This is a genomic window from Micrococcoides hystricis (assembly GCF_042434215.1).
GTDB lineage: Bacteria > Actinomycetota > Actinomycetes > Actinomycetales > Micrococcaceae > Micrococcoides > Micrococcoides hystricis.
Genome location: NZ_JBHLUB010000004.1, coordinates 66,772 through 87,022, shown reverse-complemented (window position 1 = coordinate 87,022; position 20,251 = coordinate 66,772). Strand labels below are relative to the sequence as shown.

The following is a 20,251-nucleotide window of genomic DNA, read 5'->3' as shown; positions in this document are numbered from 1 at the left end:
ACTAGAGTTCGGGGCGTTAGCTCAGTTGGTCAGAGCAGGGGACTCATAATCCCTTGGTCGCCGGTTCAAGCCCGGCACGCCCCACCAATTTTTCTAGGGCCGTCGCTGCGATGGTCCCCGTCCGGGCCCACGTGTACCGCTGCGCGTGGGCGAACGCGGCCTTGCTGTGTTCGACCCAAAGGCCAGGTTCTGCAAGCATTGTCACCGCGGCAGCGACTTCGCGGGCCTTGGTACCGTCCACGAAGATCCCGGCCTCGCCGGCGACCTCGCGGAAAATCGGAATATCGTTGACAAGCACCGGTACACCTAAGGCCATCGCCTCGATGACCGGCATGCCGTAGCCTTCCGACTGGGACAGGTGCACCAGCGCGGTGGTTTCGCTCAACAACTGCTCGTACTCGGCGTCGCTGACCCCATTGTGGAAGACGATGCGCTGCGGCGCACTCGAGAGGTCTTCTAGGGCGGCACGTTTAGCCGGTGTGATCTTGCTAAGCAGATGCAGCTGGTAGTCGGGGAGTAATTCCATAGCCCGCACGAGGGTGGCCACGTTCTTGTACTCCATGAATGAACCCATGTAGAGCAACGTCTTTTTCGGGCTGCCCGTGACCGCGTAGCGGTGCTCTTGGGGCGCATTGGGGGTGACGACAACCGGCCGCTTGGTGAGCCGGTGTCGGCTCATCAGTGTTTTCGTCGTTTCGGAGACGGTAAAAATCAGATCGGCCCGGTTCAGCAGCAACCGTTGCGGCCAATAAGCCAAGTGGTAAAGCCGCCAGAGCACGCGCACGAACGCCGGCAGATCCCGTGGCGGGGTGCGGTGTTCGTAGTAGATCAGATCGTGCAAGGTCAGCACTAGCGGTGCCGAGCGGAACCATGACCCCATCGTCTGCATGGGAGAGAAGACCACATCGGGCTGGTGCCGGTTCAACTGCAACCAGATGAATAGCTCTTTCGGCGAGGTCGGCGCAGAGACAACTAGGTAAGGAAGATCTGGCAGCAACTGCAGCTGACGCTCATCATGAATTAGCAGCGTGACATCGGCATGCTGCGCAAGTTCTGTGGCCAACGTTGCACCGAACCGAGAAATTCCGTCGTGGAAATCCATACGGGTGAAACGGGCATCGAAGAACAAGCGCATAGAAGAACCTTTAACCAACCGGGTGTGCTTTTCTCCAGTATCGCACTTGCGCGCCTTGGCGCAGCTCAGTCTGCAGGAGTGATTCTGCCAGAGAAATGAGCCGAAGAGCCCTTGTCTGCTACTCAGAGTATCGGATAACCTGAGGGGGCCTACTAACGGGTTGTTATCGAGGAGAACATCATGACCGATGCGGCACGTCCAGCTATTGCTGCCACTGACTTTTTGGATTTTGAATCCCTGTTGACGGATGCTGAGCGCGCCAAGCTCGCCTCGACACGAGAGTTTCTGGCAGCAGAAGTAACTCCGATTTGCGTGGATTACTGGAACCGAGCCGAATTTCCGCATCAGCTCATTAGTAAGCTTGCCGAACAGGACGTCATCTCCCTCGTCAAGAATCACGGCTATTCCCACCTGTTTGCCGGTTTGATGCACGCGGAGTTTACGCGCGCTGACACATCGGTCGGTACCTTTTTGGGCGTCCACGACGCACTGTTTACCGGGACAATTGAGACGCTGGCATCACCAGAGCAGCAGCAACGGTGGCTGCCGGAGATCTACTCGCTAGAGAAAGTCGGTGCTTTTGGTCTGACCGAGCCGGAGGCCGGATCAGACATTGCCGGTGGTGCCCGAACCACGGCCCGTAAGGTGGGGGACAAGTGGGTCCTCAACGGTCGCAAGCGCTGGATCGGCAACGCCACCTTCTCCGACTGGGTGGTGATCTTCGCCAAGGACGAGGCGGACGGCCAACTCAAGGCCTTCATGGTGGATACCTCGACTTTGGGGTACACCGCCACCAAGATCGAAAACAAGATGTCGTTGCGGATCGTGCAGAACGCCGACATCGTGCTCGAGGACGTTGAGGTGCCCGAGGAGAACCGTCTTGCCAACGCCAATAGCTTCAAAGACACCAACAAGGTTTTGAAAGACACCCGGCTGGGGGTTGCCTGGCAGGCAGTGGGTCAACAAATGGCGGCCTTCGACGTCGCACGCGATTACGCACTGGAGCGTAAGCAGTTCGGCAAACCCTTGGGTTCGTTCCAGATGATCCAGGATCAGCTGGTGCAGATCATGGGTAATCTTTCGGCCAGCACCGCGATGCTGACGCAGTTGGCGGGGGTGCAGGCTCGGGGCGAACTCACCGATGCTCAGTCTGCGTTGGCCAAGCAGCACACGTCCGCCAAGATGCGTGAGTCGGTGGCCTTGGCCCGGTCCATCCTCGGCGGCAATGGCATCGTCACCGACTACCATGCGGCCAAAATCTTCGCCGATGCCGAAGCGATTTACACCTACGAGGGCAGCAACGAGGTGAACACCCTGATCGTGGGGCGTGCCCTCACCGGCATCGGCGCCATCGTCTAAGTGGTCTTGACCTCTAACGGTCTCAACGCGTTCAGCCCGCCGCTACAGGTAAGAGTACGGAGGGCGCGAATCCACCGAGCAACGGTAGCGGGTTGACGTATTCACCGTTGAGACGGACACCCCAATGAAAGCAGGATCCGGAGCAGTGGGCGCCATCATCGGTGAATTCACCGACCGTGCCAATGAAGGCACCAGCGCTGACGCGTTCCCCGCGTTGTAAGTCGGTGTCGATCGGCTCAAACGATGACTTGTAGCCGGCACCGTGATCCAGCGTGAGTACTTTGCGGTTGACGACGACGCCGACAAAGCTGACAACGCCATCGGCGGGAGCCAGGATCTGGCCGGCAGGAGAGCCCATATTCACCCCGCGGTGACCTGCACCGTACCGACTGGCCGGAGGATCATAACCGCGCACCGGAGGCTCGGCGGTCCCAGCCGGGTGCAGCCATGACCCTGGTGCCGGATTCACTCGGCCAAGGAACCGCAAGTTTAGTGTTCGTATGCTGGCGACTGACTCAAAAACCGCGGTCTGCGACGGCGGGGAGGCCGAGGGCTGGGGGACTAGGACCGGGGCCGGTGTGGCGGCGGCTGCCGCACTGAGCAGCAGGCTTGATACCAGAACCAGTTGTTTGAAGAGGCCCATCAATTGGGCGGACCTCTTGGAGGCGGCGCGGGCAAAAGAGAAGATCTTCATGTCCCTCAGCCTGCGGTGTAGCGTGAGTCCTCTGGCCCGGGTCGGCACCGAATGTGAATTCAGCCACGTGTGCGTGAAAGTGTGGTGAATTCGGGGCCAGTGGCGGTCAGAGGCTGCACGCGGATGCGGTACACTAGGGGAAGCAATTCTTTGGCGCAAGTTTTTTCCATGCCCAAAACAAGTACACCGGCATCCTTTGTTGAAACTGGTGTGCGCGTGAGGGGCGTAAGGAAAAATTGCCACGGGATTGACTACGCGCAGAGCGTTGGCTGGTCTGTAGCAGTAAAAGGCTCAGGACCGCCTGCGGGTGCTGACGGTGCAACCTTTGATAGTTGCCAGTGCCTCATGCTCTCGCTCACCGCCGGAGAAGTCTCAGGTGTGGGCGACAGGCCGCTCTGCTAGGAAACAACCGTCAACCGATCGGGCCCTAGCGCCCGCAAGAAAGGAAAGACTAACTATGTCTTCCGTCGTAACTATGCGCCAGCTGCTGGATTCTGGCGTGCACTTCGGTCACCAGACCCGCCGTTGGAACCCAAAGATGAAGCGCTTCATCTTCACCGAGCGCAACGGCATCTACATCATTGACCTGCAGCAGTCCCTGACCTACATCGACGACGCTTTCGAGTTCGTCAAGCAGACCGTCGCCCACGGCGGCAACGTGCTGTTCGTCGGTACCAAGAAGCAGGCCCAGGAAGCCATTGCTGAGCAGGCTACCCGCGTGAACCAGCCATACGTGAACAACCGCTGGCTCGGCGGTATGCTGACCAACTTCCAGACCGTCTCCAAGCGCGTTGAGCGCATGAAAGAGCTCGAAGCGATCGACTACGACGACGTCGCCGGCTCCGGTCACACCAAGAAGGAACTGTTGCTGCTGCAGCGCGAACTGGAGAAGCTGCAGAACAACCTTGGCGGTATCCGCAACATGACCCGCACCCCGTCGGCCATGTGGGTTGTGGACACCAAAAAGGAACACCTCGCCGTGGACGAAGCCCAGAAGCTGGGCATCCCCGTCATTGCGATCCTGGACACGAACTGTGACCCAGACGAGGTTGACTACCCAATCCCAGGTAACGACGACGCTATCCGTTCCGTCGCCCTGCTGACCCGCGTCATCGCAGACGCCGTCGCAGAAGGTCTCATTGCCCGCAACGAGCGCGTCACCGGCACCAAGGCGTCCGAAGAGGAGCCAATGGCCGAATGGGAGCGCGAGCTGCTTGAGGGTAAGAGCGAAGAAGCCGAAGCAGCACCAGCTGCCGAGGAAGCTGCTGAAGCACCAGCTGAAGCTGCCACCGAAACCGCCGAATCCGCCGAGTAAGACCTACCGACGACAATCCACAAGTCCACACCAAACACCATAAGGATGGGTGAATATGGCGAACTACACCACCGCTGATATCAAGGCACTGCGCGAACGCACCGGTGCCGGCATGATGGACGTTAAGAAAGCTCTGGATGAAGCCAATGGCGACGCTGACAAGGCCATGGAAATCATCCGCATCAAGGGCCTGAAGGGCGCTACCAAGCGCGAAGGCCGCTCCGCCGTTGAGGGCCTGATCGCCGCTACCGTTGAGAACGGTGTTGGCGTGATGGTTGAAGTGAACTGCGAGACCGACTTCGTTGCCAAGGCTGACCGCTTCGTCGCCTTCGCGGACAAGGTTCTGCAAGCTGCCGTTTCCTCCGGCGCCACCGATGTTGACGCGCTGCTGGAGGTCGAGGTTGATGGTCAGAAGATCAACGACCTGCTGACCGAAGAAGGCGCTGTCCTGGGTGAGAAGGTTGCCATCCGCCGTGTCGCCCGCGTTGAAGGCGCGACCGTTGATGCCTACCTGCACAAGACCTCCAAGGACCTGCCAGCTCAGGTTGGCGTTCTGGTGGCCGTTGATGGTGAAGGCGAGCAGGCCTTCGATGCCGCGCACGACGTCGCCGTCCACACCGCTGCAATGGCTCCGACCTACCTGACCCGCGAGGACGTTCCAGCGGAGAAAGTTGAAGACGAGCGCCGCATCGCCGATGAAACCGCCCGCGCCGAAGGCAAGCCAGAACAGGCTCTGCCGAAGATCGTGGAAGGCCGCCTGACCGGTTTCTTCAAGGAGAACGTGCTGGTGGACCAGCCATTCGCCAAGGACCCGAAGCAGTCCGTCGGCAAGGTCTTCGAGGCAGCCGGTGTGAAGCCAGTGGCTTTCGCCCGTTTCCGCGTTGGTGCCTAAGCACACCGAACACCTACACTAAGATGTAATCAGACATCATGTGCAAGGAGGTGGTCACCTAAGAGATTAGGTGGCCACCTTTTTTGTGACAAAAACCGTTTTCCCCAAGGAGCACACTCGCATGAGTAATACCCCTGACGCTCGCACCAGCGGTAAACGCCGCGTCCTGCTGAAGCTCTCCGGAGAGGTCTTCGGCGGTGGCGACGTTGGCGTCGACCCTGCGACCGTGCGCGGCATTGCCGAACAAATCGCCGAGGCCGCAGATCAGGTGGAAATCGCCATCGTGGTCGGGGGCGGGAACTTCTTCCGCGGTGCCGAACTGTCCAAGAACGGGATGGACCGTCGTCGGGCCGATTACATGGGCATGCTGGGCACCGTGATGAACTGCCTAGCCCTGCAAGATTTCTTGGAACAGGCCGGCGTGCAGACCCGGGTCCAGACCGCCATCACGATGGCTCAGGTGGCCGAGGACTACATCCCGCTGCGGGCCGTCCGGCACATGGAGAAGGGCCGGGTCGTCATCTTCGGCGCAGGGGCTGGCATGCCGTACTTCTCCACCGACACGGTGGCCGCTCAGCGGGCCCTCGAGATCGCGGCCGACGAGGTCCTGATGGCCAAATCAGGTGTGGACGGGGTCTACACGGCAGATCCGAAGAAGGACCCAACCGCGCAGAAGTTGGCCACGCTGACCTACGATGAGGCCCTGTTGAAGAACATCCGGGTGATGGACCAGACGGCCATGACCATGTGTAAGGACAACAACCTACCGATGCTGGTCTTCGGTATGGAAGGGGCCGGCAACGTGACCAAGGCCCTGCTGGGCGAACGGATCGGCACCACCGTATCTGTGGCCTAGGCTGCGTCAAACTGCCTCAGCCACCCCGCATTAACATAGGATTGAGCCTGAAGGCCCAATCTACAACGACGTTCAGGAGCAATTGTGAGCCAAGAGATCCTCAAAGAAGCTAGCGCCGCCATGGAGCGCACGCTGGAAGCCACGGGCGAGGACTTCGCCTCCGTCCGCACCGGCCGCGCCAACCCGGGCCTGTACGCCAAGGTGATGGTGGACTACTACGGTTCCTACACCCCGCTGCAGCAGCTGGCCTCCTTCAACGTGCCGGATGCCCGCACCATACTGATCACCCCCTACGATGTGTCCGCACTGCGCGAGATCGAAAAGGCGCTCTCTGATTCCGAGGTTGGGGCCAACCCATCCAACGACGGCAAGACCATCCGGGTGACCATGCCGCAGCTGACCGAGGAACGCCGTAAGGAGTTCGTCAAGCTGATCAAGTCGAAGGCCGAAGACCACAAGATCGGCATCCGCAACCACCGCCGCAAGGCCAAGGAAGCGATTGACAAGCAGGTCAAGGACGGCGAGATCGGCGAGGACGATGGCGCACGTGCCGAGAAGGAACTCGACGCGAACACCAAACGCTTCATCGATGAGATTGACGAGATGGCCAAAGCCAAAGAACAGGAGCTGATGGAGGTCTAATGACCGCCACAGCAACGGCAGCCCGGGCTGAACCGAAACGGATCAACCCGGGCCGCAATTTACCCGCAGCCATTACGGTCGGCTTGACCCTGCTGACCTTGGTTGCGACCACCATGCTGTTCTTCCCAACCGCATTCATGGTGGTCGTGGGGCTGTTCGGCACCGTGGGTGCCTGGGAAGTGAACCGGGCGTTGACCCGCCGCGAGTTCGATATCCCTGTGGTACCCACCGGGCTGGCATCCATGGGGATGCCCGTGCTGGCCTACATGTTCGGGGCCGAAGCCCTGATGCTGTCCGCCCTGGCGGTGCTGGGCTTGCTGACGGTGTGGACCGTGTTGGAGCAACCCCGCCGGATGGCCTACTCCGTGCTGGCCGGGGTGTTCACGGTGCTGTGGGTGCCGTTCTTCCTCTCCGCGGCCATGCTGCTCTTCCGGGAACCGGCAGGGGAACTGATCCTGCTGATGATGGTTTTGCTGGTGGTGGCCAACGATACGTTCGGTTACATCTTCGGGGTCCTGTTCGGCAAACACCCCATGGCACCGAAGATCAGCCCGAAGAAGTCCTGGGAGGGCTTCACCGGCTCGGTGCTGGGCGCCTCGGCCGTCGGCATCGGAGCCATGTTGCTGTTCGATGAGCCGTGGTGGATGGGCATCGCCTTCGGCATCGCGATCGCCGTGACGGCCACCGCCGGTGACTTCAGTCAGTCCATGGTCAAACGTGAACTGCAGATCAAAGACTTCTCGCAATTGCTTCCCGGCCACGGCGGTATGATGGACCGACTTGATTCGGTCGTCTTCGCAGCCCCGGCCACCTACGGCACCTACCTGATCTTGAAATTCGTGGCCGACTTCGGCATCTAATCACTCGCACAGTAACGGAGTACACACCCAGTGAAGCGCACAACGACAACGGATGATGGCCTCTTCGACCGCGTCGAGGCGAAGAAACTCGGATACAACCCGGCCGAAGTGGACGAGTTCATGGCCACCGCCCGTAAGGCCTACAACGGTGAAGGCGAAGAACTGACCGTGGCGCAGGTACAACGGGTGGACTTCGAAGTCACCGAGGGCGGCTACGACCCGAGCCAAGTGGATGACGCCATGGACCGGCTGGAAGATGCGGTGCTGACCAAGAGCCGTAACGCGTTCATCGCTACCCGCGGCGAGGAAGCCTGGGTCGCCCACCTAGAAGAGCTCAGCCGGTTGCTCAAGGCGCGCCTGGAACGTCCGAAGGGGCAGCGTTTCCGCCCGCCGATGGACGCGAAGGTGCAGGGTTACCGGGCGGCCGACGTGGACCGGTTTGCCGACCGGTTGCACGCCTTCCTCACCCAAGATCAGGCCATGTCCGTCACCGATATTCGCGAGGCCGTCTTTGACGCGGCCGTGGGGGAGCAGGCTTACGACGAGCAGCAGGTTGACGTGTTCTTGAACCGTTTTGTGGAGCTGGCTGCAGCCATCCAATAACCTTTGACGCTTAACGACAGTGACCGCCCTCGCCATCGTGGCGAAAGCGGTCACTGTTTTTTGTGTTGTTACGTATGAAGACCCGTGGTGGTCTAGGAGAGCTTGAGGATGCGCTCGTCCACGACCTCTTGGCGGACGTTGGAGAAGCCCGGCTCGCAACCGACCTTCTCAAAGCCGGCCGATTCCAAAATTTTCAAGGAACCGACGTTGTCGACCACGGCCCGGGCGTAGAGTGGGCGTTTATCGAATTCTGCCACGAACTGTTGGACAGCCTGGCTGGTCAGGCCCTTGTGCCAGTATTCCTTGTCGGTCCAGAACACCAGCTCAAAACCGGCGTCACCGGAGTTGGGCAGCGCGGCGACGGAGCCGATCGGGCGGCCATCAAGATCCATGGTCCGGGCGGTGACGCGCTCATCGTTGAGCAGCGCCTGCCAGTAGTGGTCGAAGACGGCACGGTCTGAGGGGTTGTTGGCTGCGAAGGCGGCCATTCGGGTTGCGTCAGGGTCTTGCTGGAAGGTGAAGAACACATCCAGGTCAGCTGCGGTAACCTCGCGAAGTTGTAGCACCAACGATTCTCCTGAAATCTTAGGGGAGCTCACAGCCGTGAACTCTGCTGTGACCTCTAGCCTAAAACATTGCTGTGAGATACTGAAAAGCATGCGTGATGCCAGTTTTGCGCGGCCTGCGTTGCCGCAGTTCCTTCCCCCGCAGAGCCACCGCACCGTCGCGGTGTTGGGCTCCACCGGTTCCATCGGCACCCAAGCTCTGGAACTGATGGCCCGGAACCCGGAACGCTTCAGTGTCGGCGCCTTGGCCGCCGGGAACAACTGGGAACTGCTGGCCGAACAGGCCGTGGCGACGCGGGCGCCACTGATCGGGCTGGCGAATTCGGACCCGGCCGCGTTGGAAGCCCGCATCGCCGAATTGGCGGCACAGACCGGCATTGACTATCGCCCGCAGATCATTTGCGGTGAACACGCGGCTGCCGAGGTGGCGGCCGCCGAGCACTGCAATGTGCTGCTCAATGGCATGACCGGCTCCATCGGGTTGTTGCCCACCCTGGCCGGACTAGAGTCCGGCAAACTGGTGGCCTTGGCGAACAAGGAGTCCCTGATTGTGGGCGGCGCCTTGGTCAAGGCCGCTGCGGCACCCGGTCAGCTCATCCCGGTGGATTCGGAGCACTCCGCCATCGCCCAATGTCTTTGGGGTGGCACGAGCGCCGAGGTGCGCGCACTGATCTTGACCGCCTCCGGTGGACCGTTCCGCGGCTACACGGCCGAACAGCTGGCCGCGGTGAGCCCGGCCGATGCGTTAGATCACCCGGTGTGGAAGATGGGCAAGGTCATCACCACCAACTCGGCGACTCTGGTGAACAAGGCACTGGAAGTGGTGGAGGCCCACCTGCTCTTTGACGTGCCCTTGGAAGACTGCCGCGTCGTCGTGCACCCGGAACACCTGATCCACTCGATGGTTGAATTCACTGACGGGGCGGTGCTGGCGCAGATTTCCCAACCGGACATGCGCTTGCCGATCGCGTTGGGGATCGGTTGGCCTGAACGCATCCCCGCCGCGGTGTCCCCGCTGAGTTTTGCCGAGTCGATGAACTGGCACTTTGAACCGGTGGATCATCAGACGTTCCCCGCTATCACGCTGGCTAGGCAGGCCGCGGCGTCCTCGGCCACGCACATGGCGGTCTACAACGCGGCCAACGAGGAGGCGGTGCATGCCTTCCATGACGGGTTGATCAAGTTCCCAGAAATCGTTGCTACGGTAACCCGGGTTGTTGAACAGCACGACGGGGTGCCAGCCGAACGGGTCAGCCTCGATGATGTGCTGGCCGCTGAGCGCTGGGCGCGCACCGCCTGCCGGACGCTGATGGGCCAACCCAGCAACCCTGACCAGCTCACCACCTCACTCAACGTAGGGAAGCAGAACTAACATCGTGTGGTTTATCCTCGGGATCCTCTTTATGGTCGTCATGATCGCGCTGTCCATTGGGCTGCACGAAGTGGGGCATCTGCTCTTTGCCAAACTCTTCAGGGTGCGGGTCCCCAAATTCATGATCGGTTTTGGGCCGACGCTGTTCTCCCGGAAGAAGGGGGAGACCGAATACGGTATCAAAGCCATCCCGCTGGGCGGCTTCATCGCCATGATCGGCATGTACCCGCCAAACCCGGAACAAAAACCCGCCCAAACCGATCCGGACCAGGCGCATGCGTCACCGGATGAGCCCGGGCCGGCGGCCCCGGTGACCGTGAGCCGGTACGACGATGGGCAACGTCACGCCCCCGAACTGGTGCAGCATGGAAGCGGCCGCTCCGGAGGAATGTTCCGCCAGCTGGCCTACGACGCCCGAGCCCAAGCGCACGAAGAAATTGGCCCCGGCGATGAGAACCGGGTGTTCTACAAACTCCCGGTGTGGAAACGGCTTCTGATCATGCTGGGCGGACCGGTCATGAACTTGGTGATTGCCGTGGTGATCCTGGGGATCTTGGTCAGCACCGTCGGGGTGAGCCGGCCCAGCACCACCGTGCAGGCCGTGAGCGAATGCGTGCAAGCACAGGATGCGGCCGGGACCGAGTGTGGCCCCGAGGATCCTGCTGCTCCTGCGGCGAAGGCCGGGCTGCGGGCCGGAGATAAGATCGTGGCCTACAACGGCGCAGGGGTGAACTCGTGGGACGAGCTGACGGCGGCCATCACCACTACGGCCGGTACTCGAAACTCCATCGAATACATCCGTGACGGTGAGCAACACGAGACCACCATCGAACCCATCGCCACCGAACGGGCACTGACAAATGCGTTCGGTGCACCGAAACGGAAGTGGGACGGCTCCGTGCAGACCGGTGAGGTGGGCTTCATCGGCATCGTCTCCCAGACCGAACACGCCACTGCCGCACCGACCGAGGCGATCCCCATGGTCGGCCAGCAGATTGGCGCCGTCGCCTCCATCATCGTGGTCTTGCCACAAATGCTCATCCACACCGTCAACACGACATTGGCTGGGGAGGAACGAGACCCGAACGGGCCGATCTCCATCGTGGGAGTGGGGCGGATTGCCGGGGAAATCTCCGCCCTAGAAGAGGTCACCTTATCCGACCGGGTAGCCTCGCTGTTGTCCCTGACGGGCGGGCTGAATGTGGCCCTGTTCGTGTTCAACATGATCCCGCTGCTGCCCCTAGACGGTGGGCACATTGTCGGTGCGCTCTGGGAGGGTCTGCGCCGCCGGGTGGCCAAATTCTTCGGCAAGAAAGACCCGGGGCCCTTCGACGCGGCCAAGTTGTTGCCCCTGACCTATGTGGCCTTTGGGTTGCTGACCCTGATGGGTATCACATTGATTCTGGCCGATGTCATTAACCCGGTAAAGCTGTTCTAAGTTACGCCCACGCTTGCAGAATGGATAGGGGAGGGTTGTGATGAACGCTGAGGTGGTAGCCAAAGAGCCTGCCGAGCCTACGCGTGGTGTGGGCCAAGCGGAGGACATCACGGCGGTTCTGACCTTCCTGCGGGTTTCCCTGCACGTGTTGTTCGCGGCGCTACTGGGGTTGGGCCTACTGCGGATCAGCGTGGATGAGTCCCTCTCCACCGGTAGCCTGTGGGTTGGCTGGATCACCGGTATGCTGTTGGCCGGGGTGTATCTGTTCGGGACGTTGATTGAGCATCGTTTCGCGACTGGCACCCTGAAAAGCGCCTCCCTGCGTAGTTTTGTTTCCGCGCCGGGCTCAGTGCTGTGGCTGGTGCTGGTCATGCTGCTATGGGTGGGACTGGTGCTGCACCATCCGGACTTCGCTTGGGTGGCCTTTCCCCTGTATTTTTTGCAGCTACACGTGCTGCAACGCTACCGGTGGATCAGCTACGGGCTCGTGGTGTTCTCTGCGGTGGTGGTGGCCATGGCCCCGGCTCTGCACCGCGTTCCGTATAGTCCCGCCCAGATCGTGGGGCCCGGGATCGGCGCCGCGGTGGCGATCATCATCTGGCTCATTTACCGGGCCCTCTACGCCCAGATGCAGGCCCAGCAGGCCGCACTGGATGAGTTGCGCCGCACGCAAGCCGAATTGGCGCGCAGCCAGCGGGCTGCCGGCCGGTTAGCCGAGAGAGAGCGCCTCGCCCGGGACATTCACGACACCCTCGCCCAAGGCTTTTCCTCCATCGTGTTGTGCGCCCGCGCACTGAGAAACAGCTCTGCCCAGCAGGAATCGGACAGGCTGCTGAGCCTGATTGAAGAAACGGCCGACACCAACCTGAACGAGGCCAGGAACCTCATCGCAGACCTAGATCAGACCGATGCCGACATCGACACGCTGCTGGCCGAACTGGACCGGCTCTGCGCACAGACCACCCAGCTGCCGGACCCGCACCGGCGCAGTGCTGGGTTGCACTGCCGCTTCGTCATCGACGGCGACCCATATCAAGTCTCTGCGGAACAACAGCAACTGATCCGACGCGTCAGCCAGGCCAGTTTGGCCAACGTGGTCCAACATGCCTCCGCCTCCACCGCCGTGCTCACCCTCGGGTTTCATCCCAGCGAGATCACGGTGGATATCTATGACGACGGGGTGGGGATGGCTGCGGATACCCCCACCGGTTATGGCACCCGAGCATTGCAGGAGCGGGTGGCGGAGGCCGGCGGCACCGTCACCATCGAATCAGCCCCCGACGCCGGGACCGTGGTGGCAGTTGCGCTGCCGCGGGGCGGCACCGCCCCTGAACGTTTCGAGTCCGAAAGGCCACGCCCATGAGCGCCGACACGAGTACCGAACCCACCCAACAACTGCGGCTGCTGCTGGTCGATGATCACCCCGTGGTGCGGGCCGGACTGACAGCCATGTTCGCCCAACACCCGGGCTTCGTGGTCGCCGATGAAGCCGCCGACGGGGGCGCGGCGCTGGCCAGCGTGGACCGGCACCACGCTCTGGGGGAGCCCTTCGACGTCGTGTTGATGGACCTGCAGATGCCCGGCGGGATGGACGGGGTGCAGGCCACCACCCAGTTACGCAAGAAATACCCGCAGCTGCCGGTGCTGATCCTCACCACGTATGACACCGATGCGGACATCTCCGCCGCGCTCGCGGCCGGTGCGGCCGGTTACCTGCTCAAGGACGCGAGCTTCACCGATCTGTGTGACGCCGTGTTAGCCGCCGTCGCCGGGGAAAAGGTCTTAGCCCCGGAGGTGGCTGCCCGGCTCAACGCCCAGCCGGACCCGGATGAGTTGTCTGAGCGGGAAAAACAGATTCTGGGGGAGCTGGAGTTCGGGTACACCAACAAGCAAATCGGGGCCAAGCTGTTCATTTCCGAGGCCACCGTGAAAACCCATTTGGCCCACATCTACCGCAAACTTGGGGCTGTCAACCGGGCCCAAGCCATCGCCATCGGACAACGTCTGGGGATCATCTCCACCCGGTGAGTCCGCACGTAGGCCGGCAAAGTCCGCCGCGGTTAGGTGTTAAGATTGATACCGACCTACTTTGGTTCTCCCACTTTGGTCTTCTCTAGGAGGAATTGAGTGTCCACCGTCAACCTCGGCATGCCAGCACCACCCCCACCGGTCTTGGCTCCGCGCCGCAAAACCCGCCAGATCAAGGTCGGGTCCGTAGGCGTCGGTTCGGATTCACCGATTTCTATCCAGTCCATGACCACCACTCCGACCACGGACATCAACGCAACCCTGCAGCAGATCGCCGAATTGGCGACCGCCGGTTGTGATATCGTCCGGGTTGCGTGCCCCTCGGCCGACGATGCTGAGGCGCTGCCTATCATCGCGAAGAAGTCCCCGATCCCGGTGATCGCGGACATCCACTTCCAGCCCCGCTACGTGTACGCCGCCATCGATGCCGGCTGTGCCGCGGTGCGGGTCAACCCGGGCAACATCCGTAAATTCGATGATCAGGTGAAAGAGATCTCCAAGGCCGCCGCCGATGCCGGGGTCTCCATTCGGATCGGTGTGAACGCCGGTTCGCTGGATAAGCGCCTGCTGGATAAGTACGGCAAGCCCACCGCCGAGGCCCTCGTGGAATCCGCGGTGTGGGAGGCGTCCCTCTTTGAGGAACACGACTTCCACGACTTCAAGATCTCCGTCAAACACCATGACCCGGTCGTGATGGTGAAAGCTTACGAGATGCTCGCCGAGCGCGGTGACTGGCCGCTGCACTTGGGTGTGACCGAGGCGGGTCCGGCCTTCCAAGGCACCATCAAGTCCGCGACCGCCTTCGGGGCGCTGCTGGCCAAGGGCATCGGCGACACCATCCGGGTCTCCCTGTCCGCCCCGCCGGTGGAGGAGATCAAGGTCGGTACTCAGATCCTGCAGTCGTTGAATCTGCGGCCACGCAAACTTGAGATCGTCTCCTGCCCATCCTGTGGCCGTGCCCAGGTGGATGTTTACACCCTCGCCGACGAGGTCACCGAAGGGCTGAAGCACCTGACCGTGCCGCTGCGGGTGGCCGTCATGGGCTGCATCGTCAACGGTCCGGGTGAAGCACGCGAGGCCGATCTCGGCGTGGCCTCCGGAAACGGCAAGGGACAGATCTTCGTCAAGGGCGAGGTCATCAAGACCGTGCCGGAAGAACTCATTGTAGAAACTCTGCTGGCTGAGGCTAACCGCATCGCCGATGAGATGGGGGAGAACCCGGATGAGAATTCTGCCTCAGCACCTCCCGTGGTTACCGTCAGCTAAACGGGCGCTGGCCGCGGTCAACGAACCCGGCCTGCGCATCCTCGGGGCCGCCGACGAGGCGGAACTGCTAGCTCTGGTCAACACCGAGCCGATTCATCACGTCTTCTTACGAGACCAACTTAACGACGGTATTGGCCCGCACAAGGCCGGCGGTTTTTTCCTCGGGTACTTCCAGAACGATCAGCTCAGCGCCGCCTGCTGGTTGGGCGCGAACGTGGTGCCCACGAACACCACGATGGAGATCGGCGCTCTCTTCGGTGCTGTGGCCCGGAATCTGGGTCGGCTCTTCGCCTCCGTGTTCGGGCCGGCGAAGGCGGTGCATGGGATCTGGTCCCAGCTGCATTCCGGCCGCCAAAACGCCTTCGGGGTTCGCCACAACCAGCCGCTGATGGCGATCAGCGCCCCAGCCACGACCGTGCCACCCAGCCCGCAGGTCAGGACGGCTAGGACTGACGAGTTCGGTTTGGTGTTGCCGGCCTCGGCGGCCATGTTCCGGGAAGAGCTCGGCTTTTCCCCCTTCATCAACGGGGACAACTCCTACCAAGAGCGGGTCAAGCAGCTCATCCGGCACGGCCACACCCTGATCGGTTTCGACGACCAAGACCGGCTGAACTTCAAAGCCGACTTGGGCACTGTCACAGCCGAATGTGCCCAAGTACAAGGTGTCTGGGTTCCGCCACACCTGCGCGGCAAGGGGGTCGCCCGGGGCGGGATGGCCGCCGTCGTCGAGTACGGGCTGGGCCTATCCACCCACGTTTCGCTCTACGTCAACGACTACAACACCCCGGCACGGCGGGTCTACGAACACGTGGGCTTCGAACAGATCGGTGCCTTCGCAACGGTGCTGTTCTAAGGGGTTGACCGCGTGCTTTAGGATGGTTGAGGAAGCGCGCTTGCTGGACACCGGTGTCCAAGACTCGCGCGAACCCCACATTCGAGCACTTGTTTGATTAGTAAGGACCAAAATTCGTGGCCGATCGCCTCTCCACACTGTTTGTGCGCACCCTGCGTGAAGATCCACACGATGCCGACGTCGCCAGCCATAAGCTGCTAATCCGTGCCGGCTACATCCGCCGGGCCGCGCCGGGCATCTACTCGTGGCTGCCGCTGGGGTTGAAGGTGCTGGGCAAGGTGGAGCAGATTGTCCGGGAAGAGATGAACGCCATCGGCGGCCAAGAGGTCCACTTCCCGGCCCTGCTACCCAAGGAGCCTTACGAGGCGACCGGGCGTTGGGAAGAATACGGCGAGGGGATCTTCCGGTTGCAGGACCGCAAAGAAGCCGACTACCTGCTGGCCCCCACCCACGAGGAGATGTTCACCCTGTTGGTGAAGGACTTGTACTCCTCGTACAAGGACCTGCCGCTGATGCTGTACCAAATCCAGACCAAGTACCGCGACGAGGCCCGGCCCCGGGCTGGCCTGCTGCGGGTACGGGAATTCATCATGAAGGACGCCTACTCCTTCAACATTGACGATGAGGGTCTGGAAGAGGCCTACCAAGCGCAGCGGGCAGCCTACCTGAAGATTTTTGAACGGCTCGGCCTCGAGGTGGTGCCCGTACAGGCAACCGCCGGCGCGATGGGCGGATCCAAGTCGGAAGAATTCCTGAACCCGTGCGACATCGGCGAGGACACGTTCGTGGTGTCCCCGGGCGGGTTCGCCGCGAACGTGGAGGCGGTGGCGACGGTGGTCCCGCCGGCCCAGCCGTACGATGACGCACCAGCCCCCGTCGAGCTGGCCACCCCGGGAACCAAGACCATCGGCCTGCTAGTGGACTACACCAACGAGCACCTCAGCGCGGAACTGGGCCGGAAGATCGACCCGGCAGAAACCCTGAAGCACCTAGTGCTCTCGGTCACCGCGCCAACCGGTGAGACCGAATTGGTGGTGCTTGCGCTGCCTGGAGACCGGGACGTGGACATGAAGCGTATCGAGGCCAACCTCGGAACGATTATGGATATCCCCGGTGAGCTGATCATTGAACCGGCCACCGATGAGCAATTGGCCAAGGTGCCCGGTCTGGTGCCCGGTTTCATGGGCCCGGGCACGGACAAGAACGCCCCGTTCTTTGGGTTGGAGTCCAGCACCGGTCTGCGGTATCTGGTGGATCCGCGCGTGGTTCCGGGCAGCCGCTGGGTTGCCGGTGCCAACAAGGCTGACACCCACGTGTACAACTTGGTCGCCGAGCGTGACTTCACGTTCGACGACACCATCGAATGCACCGCGGTGCGCGACGGAGATCCGGCACCGGATGGTTCCGGCCCGCTGACCACGCGCCGCGGCATCGAGATGGGCCACATCTTCCAGCTCGGCCGCAAATACGCCGAGGCGCTGGACTTGAAGGTGCTGGACCAGAACGGCAAAGCCACCGTGGTGACCATGGGCTCCTACGGTGTGGGTGTCACCCGCGCCGTGGCCGCATTGGCTCAGGCCAACCACGACGACAAGGGCCTGTGCTGGCCGCAGGCCGTTGCCCCGTACAACGTGCACGTGGTGGCCACCGGTAAGGGCGAAGAGGTCTTCGATACCGCTGAGCAGCTCACCAACGAGTTGGAAGCCGCCGGCATCGAGGTGCTGTACGACGACCGTAAAAAGGTCTCCCCGGGCGTGAAGTTCTCCGACGCCGAACTCATCGGTGTGCCGGTCATTCTGGTGGTGGGCCGCGGCTTGGCTAACGGCGAGGTTGAGATCAAAAACCGGGCCACCGGTGAAGCCGTGAACGTCCCGGTCGCCGAGGCTGTGGCCTCCGTGACCGAACTGGTCAACCAGGGCTAAGTTAGACCAAGGCGCCGTCGATGGTGGATACAGCCAACTTGGTTGGCTCCGTTGAACTCACGTGGCTGACCGTCCTAGCCATCATCGGCATCGGTTTTTGCGCCGGCTGGATTGACGCCGTCGTCGGTGGTGGCGGGCTGCTGCAATTGCCCGCCCTACTGCTGGTACCAGGCATCACGCCGATTCAGGCGCTGGCCACCAACAAGATGGGGTCGGTGTTCGGCACGACCACCAGCGCCATCACCTACTATCGGCGCACCCAACCGGATCTGAAAACGGTCCTGCCGATGGCGGCCACAGCGTTGGCCGCCAGTTTCGGCGGGGCCATCATCGCCACCATCTTGCCGGGGCAAGTCATCAAACCGATAATCGTCGTTGCCCTGATAGCGGTTGCGACCTTCACCGCGGCCCGACCGCAGTTGGGTCAAGCAACCCAGCTGCGCCACAGTGGCCGGCAACACTACCTGCTAGCAGTCGCCATCGGTGCGGTGGTGGGCTTCTACGACGGGGTGCTGGGCCCGGGTACGGGAACCTTCTTGATCATCGGGATTGTCACGATTCTGGGTTACAACTTTTTGGCGGCCAGCGCCCAAGCCAAGATCGTGAACATGTTCACCAACATCGGGGCCCTGATCTACTTCTTTATCACCGGGCACTTGTTGCTCCTGGTCGGGTTGCTGCTGGGGCTGGCGAACATGGTGGGTGGCTACCTGGGTGCCCGGATGGCGATCGCCAAAGGATCCGGGTTCATCCGCATCGTCTTCCTCATCGTGGTTTTCGCGCTCATCCTGCGTCTGGGCTGGGACGTGATGGCGGAGCGATTTTTCTAGGATGTGCAGGCACCGCCTGCTTGGATAGGCTAGAGACATGCAGCAGCTCGAAAACATCATTAACACCGTCGTGTCCGAATTCCGGCTCATCACCGAAGAGGTGGCCCTGCGCCAGCACGGCAACGCACGGACCCTCTCGGTCGTCGTGGACAAAGAGACCGGCACCGACCAAGTGGATCTGGACACCATCGCCGAGCTGACACACGCACTCTCGGCCGCCCTCGACGCCCAATGGGACGACCAGAACCCCTACGAGTTGGAAGTCTCCTCCCGCGGGGTTTCGCGCCCGCTGACCGAACCGCGACACTACCGGCGCAACATCGGCCGGCTGGTGGCGATCACCACGGTCGATGGCCAAAAGAAGCAGTACCGGTTGATCTCCGCGGACGAACAAACCGTGATGGTCGCCGAGCAACTGCCGCCCCCGAAGAAGGGCATGAAAGCCAAAACCGGGCCGGAAACCACCCTAGCCTACGACCAGATCGCAAAAGCGAAAGTCCAAGTGGAGTTTTCTGCCGCCGAATAGCGGTACGCTTAAACCCGACAAAATTTAGCTAATCCCATCAAATTGAATACTCCCCGTCGTGCCACTAAAAACCACGGCAGGGGAGCGGAGAGTAAGGTTTCCCATGCACATCGACATGAGCGCACTGCGAATGCTGGAGCGCGAACACAACATCACTCTCGACAAACTTGTCCCCACCATCGAGCAGGCCCTGCTGCACGCCTACTACAAGTCGCCCGGCGCGATCGATAATTCTCGTGCCGAACTGGACCGCACCAGCGGGCTTGTCACGATTTGGGCGCCAGAGCTGGACGAGGATGGTGAGTCCATCGGGGAATTCGATGACACCCCGAAAGACTTCGGTCGCATCGCCACCTCTACCGCACGGGCCATCATCCTGCAGCATCTGCGGGACATCGAGGACGATCAAATCCTTGGCGAGTTCCGCGGTAAAGAAGGCGAACTCGTGTCCGGGACCATCCAGCAGGGCAAGAACCCGCACATGATCCAGGTGGACTTGGGCACGGTTGAGGCCGTGCTGCCGCCACCGGAACAGGTCCCCACCGAACGCTACCGGCACGGAACACGCCTGCGGGCCTACGTGGTGACGGTCCAAAAAGGTCTAAAAGGTCCGTCGATCACGCTGTCCCGCTCCCACCCGGGGCTGGTGCACAAACTCTTTGAATTGGAAGTGCCGGAGATCGCCGATGGCACGGTCGAGATCAAAGAACTGGCCCGCGAGGCCGGCTACCGCACCAAGATGGCGGTGGCCGCGACCAAGGCTGGCATCAACCCGAAGGGTGCCTGCATCGGTCCAATGGGTGCCCGTGTGCGCGCCGTGATGGAGGAGTTGAACGAGGAAAAGATCGACATCGTCGACTATTCCGAGGACCCGGCCGAGTTCATCGCCAACGCGCTCTCCCCGGCAAAGGTGACCTCCGTGACGATTGTCGATGAGAACGCTCGGGCCGCCCGGGTGACAGTCCCAGAGTTGCAGCTCTCCCTCGCCATCGGCAAGGAAGGACAGAACGCCCGGTTGGCGGCCAAGCTGACCGGTTGGCGTATCGATATCCTGCCCGATGGCCAAGCCCCTAGCGCATAATGCGCTAGAATGA

The 20,251-nt window shown here is 61.7% G+C and carries 20 protein-coding genes and 1 tRNA gene; 18 read left to right on the top strand and 3 right to left on the bottom strand.

The genetic code is table 11. The annotated features are described in order from the left end of the window. Positions 1-10: 10 nt before the first annotated feature. Positions 11-87 (top strand) — tRNA-Ile (locus tag ACFFFR_RS03800). Here ACFFFR_RS03800 and ACFFFR_RS03795 read toward each other — a convergent pair. Next, positions 44-1,102, bottom strand: a complete 1,059-nt coding sequence (locus tag ACFFFR_RS03795) for a glycosyltransferase family 4 protein (RefSeq protein ID WP_377458213.1) — start codon at positions 1,100-1,102, stop codon at positions 44-46. The genes ACFFFR_RS03800 and ACFFFR_RS03795 overlap by 44 nt on opposite strands. Before the next feature lie 213 nt (positions 1,103-1,315). Here ACFFFR_RS03795 and ACFFFR_RS03790 point away from each other — a divergent pair, with 213 nt between their 5' ends. Further along, positions 1,316-2,494 carry an acyl-CoA dehydrogenase family protein gene (locus ACFFFR_RS03790; protein ID WP_377458199.1) on the top strand — a complete coding sequence of 393 codons (1,179 nt, stop codon included), beginning with the start codon at positions 1,316-1,318 and terminating at the stop codon, positions 2,492-2,494. 31 nt (positions 2,495-2,525) lie between these two features. On the opposite strand, the gene ACFFFR_RS03785 is transcribed toward ACFFFR_RS03790, so the two are convergent. Beyond that, a complete protein-coding gene (locus tag ACFFFR_RS03785; RefSeq protein ID WP_377458198.1) occupies positions 2,526-3,188 on the bottom strand; it encodes a M23 family metallopeptidase in 663 nt (220 codons plus the stop codon). A 457-nt stretch (positions 3,189-3,645) separates the two neighbouring features. On the opposite strand from ACFFFR_RS03785, the gene rpsB reads away from it, so the two are divergent. The 6 genes from rpsB (at position 3,646) to ACFFFR_RS03755 (ending at position 8,356) form a co-directional block, all read left to right on the top strand. After that, a complete protein-coding gene (rpsB, locus tag ACFFFR_RS03780) occupies positions 3,646-4,503 on the top strand; it encodes a 30S ribosomal protein S2 (RefSeq protein ID WP_377458197.1) in 858 nt (285 codons plus the stop codon). A 55-nt stretch (positions 4,504-4,558) separates the two neighbouring features. Next, a complete protein-coding gene (tsf, locus tag ACFFFR_RS03775; RefSeq protein ID WP_377458196.1) occupies positions 4,559-5,395 on the top strand; it encodes a translation elongation factor Ts in 837 nt (278 codons plus the stop codon). 121 nt (positions 5,396-5,516) lie between these two features. Then, entirely contained in the window at positions 5,517-6,251 is a 735-nt protein-coding gene (gene pyrH / locus ACFFFR_RS03770) for a UMP kinase (protein WP_377458195.1), read from the top strand. Positions 6,252-6,371: 120 nt separating this feature from the next. After that, positions 6,372-6,893: a ribosome recycling factor gene (gene frr, locus ACFFFR_RS03765; RefSeq protein ID WP_377458212.1), complete on the top strand. Its 522-nt coding sequence runs from the start codon at positions 6,372-6,374 to the stop codon at positions 6,891-6,893. Further along, positions 6,893-7,753, top strand: a complete 861-nt coding sequence (locus ACFFFR_RS03760; protein WP_377458194.1) for a phosphatidate cytidylyltransferase — start codon at positions 6,893-6,895, stop codon at positions 7,751-7,753. Before frr ends, ACFFFR_RS03760 begins: the two co-directional genes overlap by 1 nt. A gap of 30 nt (positions 7,754-7,783) precedes the next feature. Next, positions 7,784-8,356, top strand: a complete 573-nt coding sequence (locus ACFFFR_RS03755) for a DivIVA domain-containing protein (protein ID WP_377458193.1) — start codon at positions 7,784-7,786, stop codon at positions 8,354-8,356. 92 nt (positions 8,357-8,448) lie between these two features. Here the strand turns inward: ACFFFR_RS03755 and ACFFFR_RS03750 are convergent, their stop codons facing one another. Then, on the bottom strand, positions 8,449-8,922 hold the full coding sequence (locus tag ACFFFR_RS03750; RefSeq protein ID WP_377458192.1) for a GNAT family N-acetyltransferase: 474 nt from the start codon (positions 8,920-8,922) through the stop codon (positions 8,449-8,451). Positions 8,923-9,013: 91 nt separating this feature from the next. Here ACFFFR_RS03750 and dxr point away from each other — a divergent pair, with 91 nt between their 5' ends. The 10 genes from dxr to nusA all read left to right on the top strand — a co-directional run bounded on the left by dxr (position 9,014) and on the right by nusA (position 20,238). Continuing rightward, complete coding sequence (gene dxr, locus ACFFFR_RS03745) at positions 9,014-10,294, top strand: 1-deoxy-D-xylulose-5-phosphate reductoisomerase (protein WP_377458191.1); 1,281 nt, start codon at positions 9,014-9,016, stop codon at positions 10,292-10,294. A gap of 31 nt (positions 10,295-10,325) precedes the next feature. Then, positions 10,326-11,732 (top strand): M50 family metallopeptidase, encoded by a 1,407-nt coding sequence (locus ACFFFR_RS03740; RefSeq protein WP_377458211.1) that lies wholly within the window; start codon positions 10,326-10,328, stop codon positions 11,730-11,732. A gap of 40 nt (positions 11,733-11,772) precedes the next feature. Then, on the top strand, positions 11,773-13,095 hold the full coding sequence (locus ACFFFR_RS03735) for a sensor histidine kinase (protein ID WP_377458190.1): 1,323 nt from the start codon (positions 11,773-11,775) through the stop codon (positions 13,093-13,095). Beyond that, a complete protein-coding gene (locus ACFFFR_RS03730) occupies positions 13,092-13,760 on the top strand; it encodes a response regulator transcription factor (RefSeq protein WP_377458189.1) in 669 nt (222 codons plus the stop codon). The genes ACFFFR_RS03735 and ACFFFR_RS03730 overlap by 4 nt, the downstream gene beginning before the upstream one ends. A 120-nt stretch (positions 13,761-13,880) precedes the next feature. Next, positions 13,881-15,026, top strand: a complete 1,146-nt coding sequence (gene ispG, locus ACFFFR_RS03725) for a flavodoxin-dependent (E)-4-hydroxy-3-methylbut-2-enyl-diphosphate synthase (protein ID WP_377458210.1) — start codon at positions 13,881-13,883, stop codon at positions 15,024-15,026. Further along, positions 14,983-15,879 (top strand): GNAT family N-acetyltransferase, encoded by an 897-nt coding sequence (locus ACFFFR_RS03720; RefSeq protein ID WP_377458188.1) that lies wholly within the window; start codon positions 14,983-14,985, stop codon positions 15,877-15,879. Before ispG ends, ACFFFR_RS03720 begins: the two co-directional genes overlap by 44 nt. 116 nt (positions 15,880-15,995) lie before the next feature. After that, entirely contained in the window at positions 15,996-17,801 is a 1,806-nt protein-coding gene (locus ACFFFR_RS03715) for a proline--tRNA ligase (RefSeq protein ID WP_377458187.1), read from the top strand. A 20-nt stretch (positions 17,802-17,821) separates the two neighbouring features. Beyond that, on the top strand, positions 17,822-18,631 hold the full coding sequence (locus ACFFFR_RS03710; protein ID WP_377458186.1) for a sulfite exporter TauE/SafE family protein: 810 nt from the start codon (positions 17,822-17,824) through the stop codon (positions 18,629-18,631). Between the two features lie 37 nt (positions 18,632-18,668). Continuing rightward, positions 18,669-19,157, top strand: a complete 489-nt coding sequence (rimP, locus tag ACFFFR_RS03705; RefSeq protein WP_377458185.1) for a ribosome maturation factor RimP — start codon at positions 18,669-18,671, stop codon at positions 19,155-19,157. Positions 19,158-19,260: 103 nt separating this feature from the next. Further along, entirely contained in the window at positions 19,261-20,238 is a 978-nt protein-coding gene (gene nusA / locus ACFFFR_RS03700; RefSeq protein ID WP_377458184.1) for a transcription termination factor NusA, read from the top strand. Positions 20,239-20,251: the final 13 nt, after the last annotated feature.

Coding starts and splice junctions, on each gene's coding strand:
- ACFFFR_RS03795 (WP_377458213.1), bottom strand. CDS start 1,102: ATGGATTTCCACGACGGAATTTCTCGGTTCGGTGCAACGTTGGCCACA.
- ACFFFR_RS03790 (WP_377458199.1), top strand. CDS start 1,316: ATGACCGATGCGGCACGTCCAGCTATTGCTGCCACTGACTTTTTGGAT.
- ACFFFR_RS03785 (WP_377458198.1), bottom strand. CDS start 3,188: ATGAAGATCTTCTCTTTTGCCCGCGCCGCCTCCAAGAGGTCCGCCCAA.
- rpsB (WP_377458197.1), top strand. CDS start 3,646: ATGTCTTCCGTCGTAACTATGCGCCAGCTGCTGGATTCTGGCGTGCAC.
- tsf (WP_377458196.1), top strand. CDS start 4,559: ATGGCGAACTACACCACCGCTGATATCAAGGCACTGCGCGAACGCACC.
- pyrH (WP_377458195.1), top strand. CDS start 5,517: ATGAGTAATACCCCTGACGCTCGCACCAGCGGTAAACGCCGCGTCCTG.
- frr (WP_377458212.1), top strand. CDS start 6,372: ATGGAGCGCACGCTGGAAGCCACGGGCGAGGACTTCGCCTCCGTCCGC.
- ACFFFR_RS03760 (WP_377458194.1), top strand. CDS start 6,893: ATGACCGCCACAGCAACGGCAGCCCGGGCTGAACCGAAACGGATCAAC.
- dxr (WP_377458191.1), top strand. CDS start 9,014: ATGCGTGATGCCAGTTTTGCGCGGCCTGCGTTGCCGCAGTTCCTTCCC.
- ACFFFR_RS03740 (WP_377458211.1), top strand. CDS start 10,326: ATGGTCGTCATGATCGCGCTGTCCATTGGGCTGCACGAAGTGGGGCAT.
- ACFFFR_RS03735 (WP_377458190.1), top strand. CDS start 11,773: ATGAACGCTGAGGTGGTAGCCAAAGAGCCTGCCGAGCCTACGCGTGGT.
- ACFFFR_RS03730 (WP_377458189.1), top strand. CDS start 13,092: ATGAGCGCCGACACGAGTACCGAACCCACCCAACAACTGCGGCTGCTG.
- ispG (WP_377458210.1), top strand. CDS start 13,881: ATGCCAGCACCACCCCCACCGGTCTTGGCTCCGCGCCGCAAAACCCGC.
- ACFFFR_RS03720 (WP_377458188.1), top strand. CDS start 14,983: ATGAGAATTCTGCCTCAGCACCTCCCGTGGTTACCGTCAGCTAAACGG.
- ACFFFR_RS03710 (WP_377458186.1), top strand. CDS start 17,822: ATGGTGGATACAGCCAACTTGGTTGGCTCCGTTGAACTCACGTGGCTG.
- rimP (WP_377458185.1), top strand. CDS start 18,669: ATGCAGCAGCTCGAAAACATCATTAACACCGTCGTGTCCGAATTCCGG.
- nusA (WP_377458184.1), top strand. CDS start 19,261: ATGCACATCGACATGAGCGCACTGCGAATGCTGGAGCGCGAACACAAC.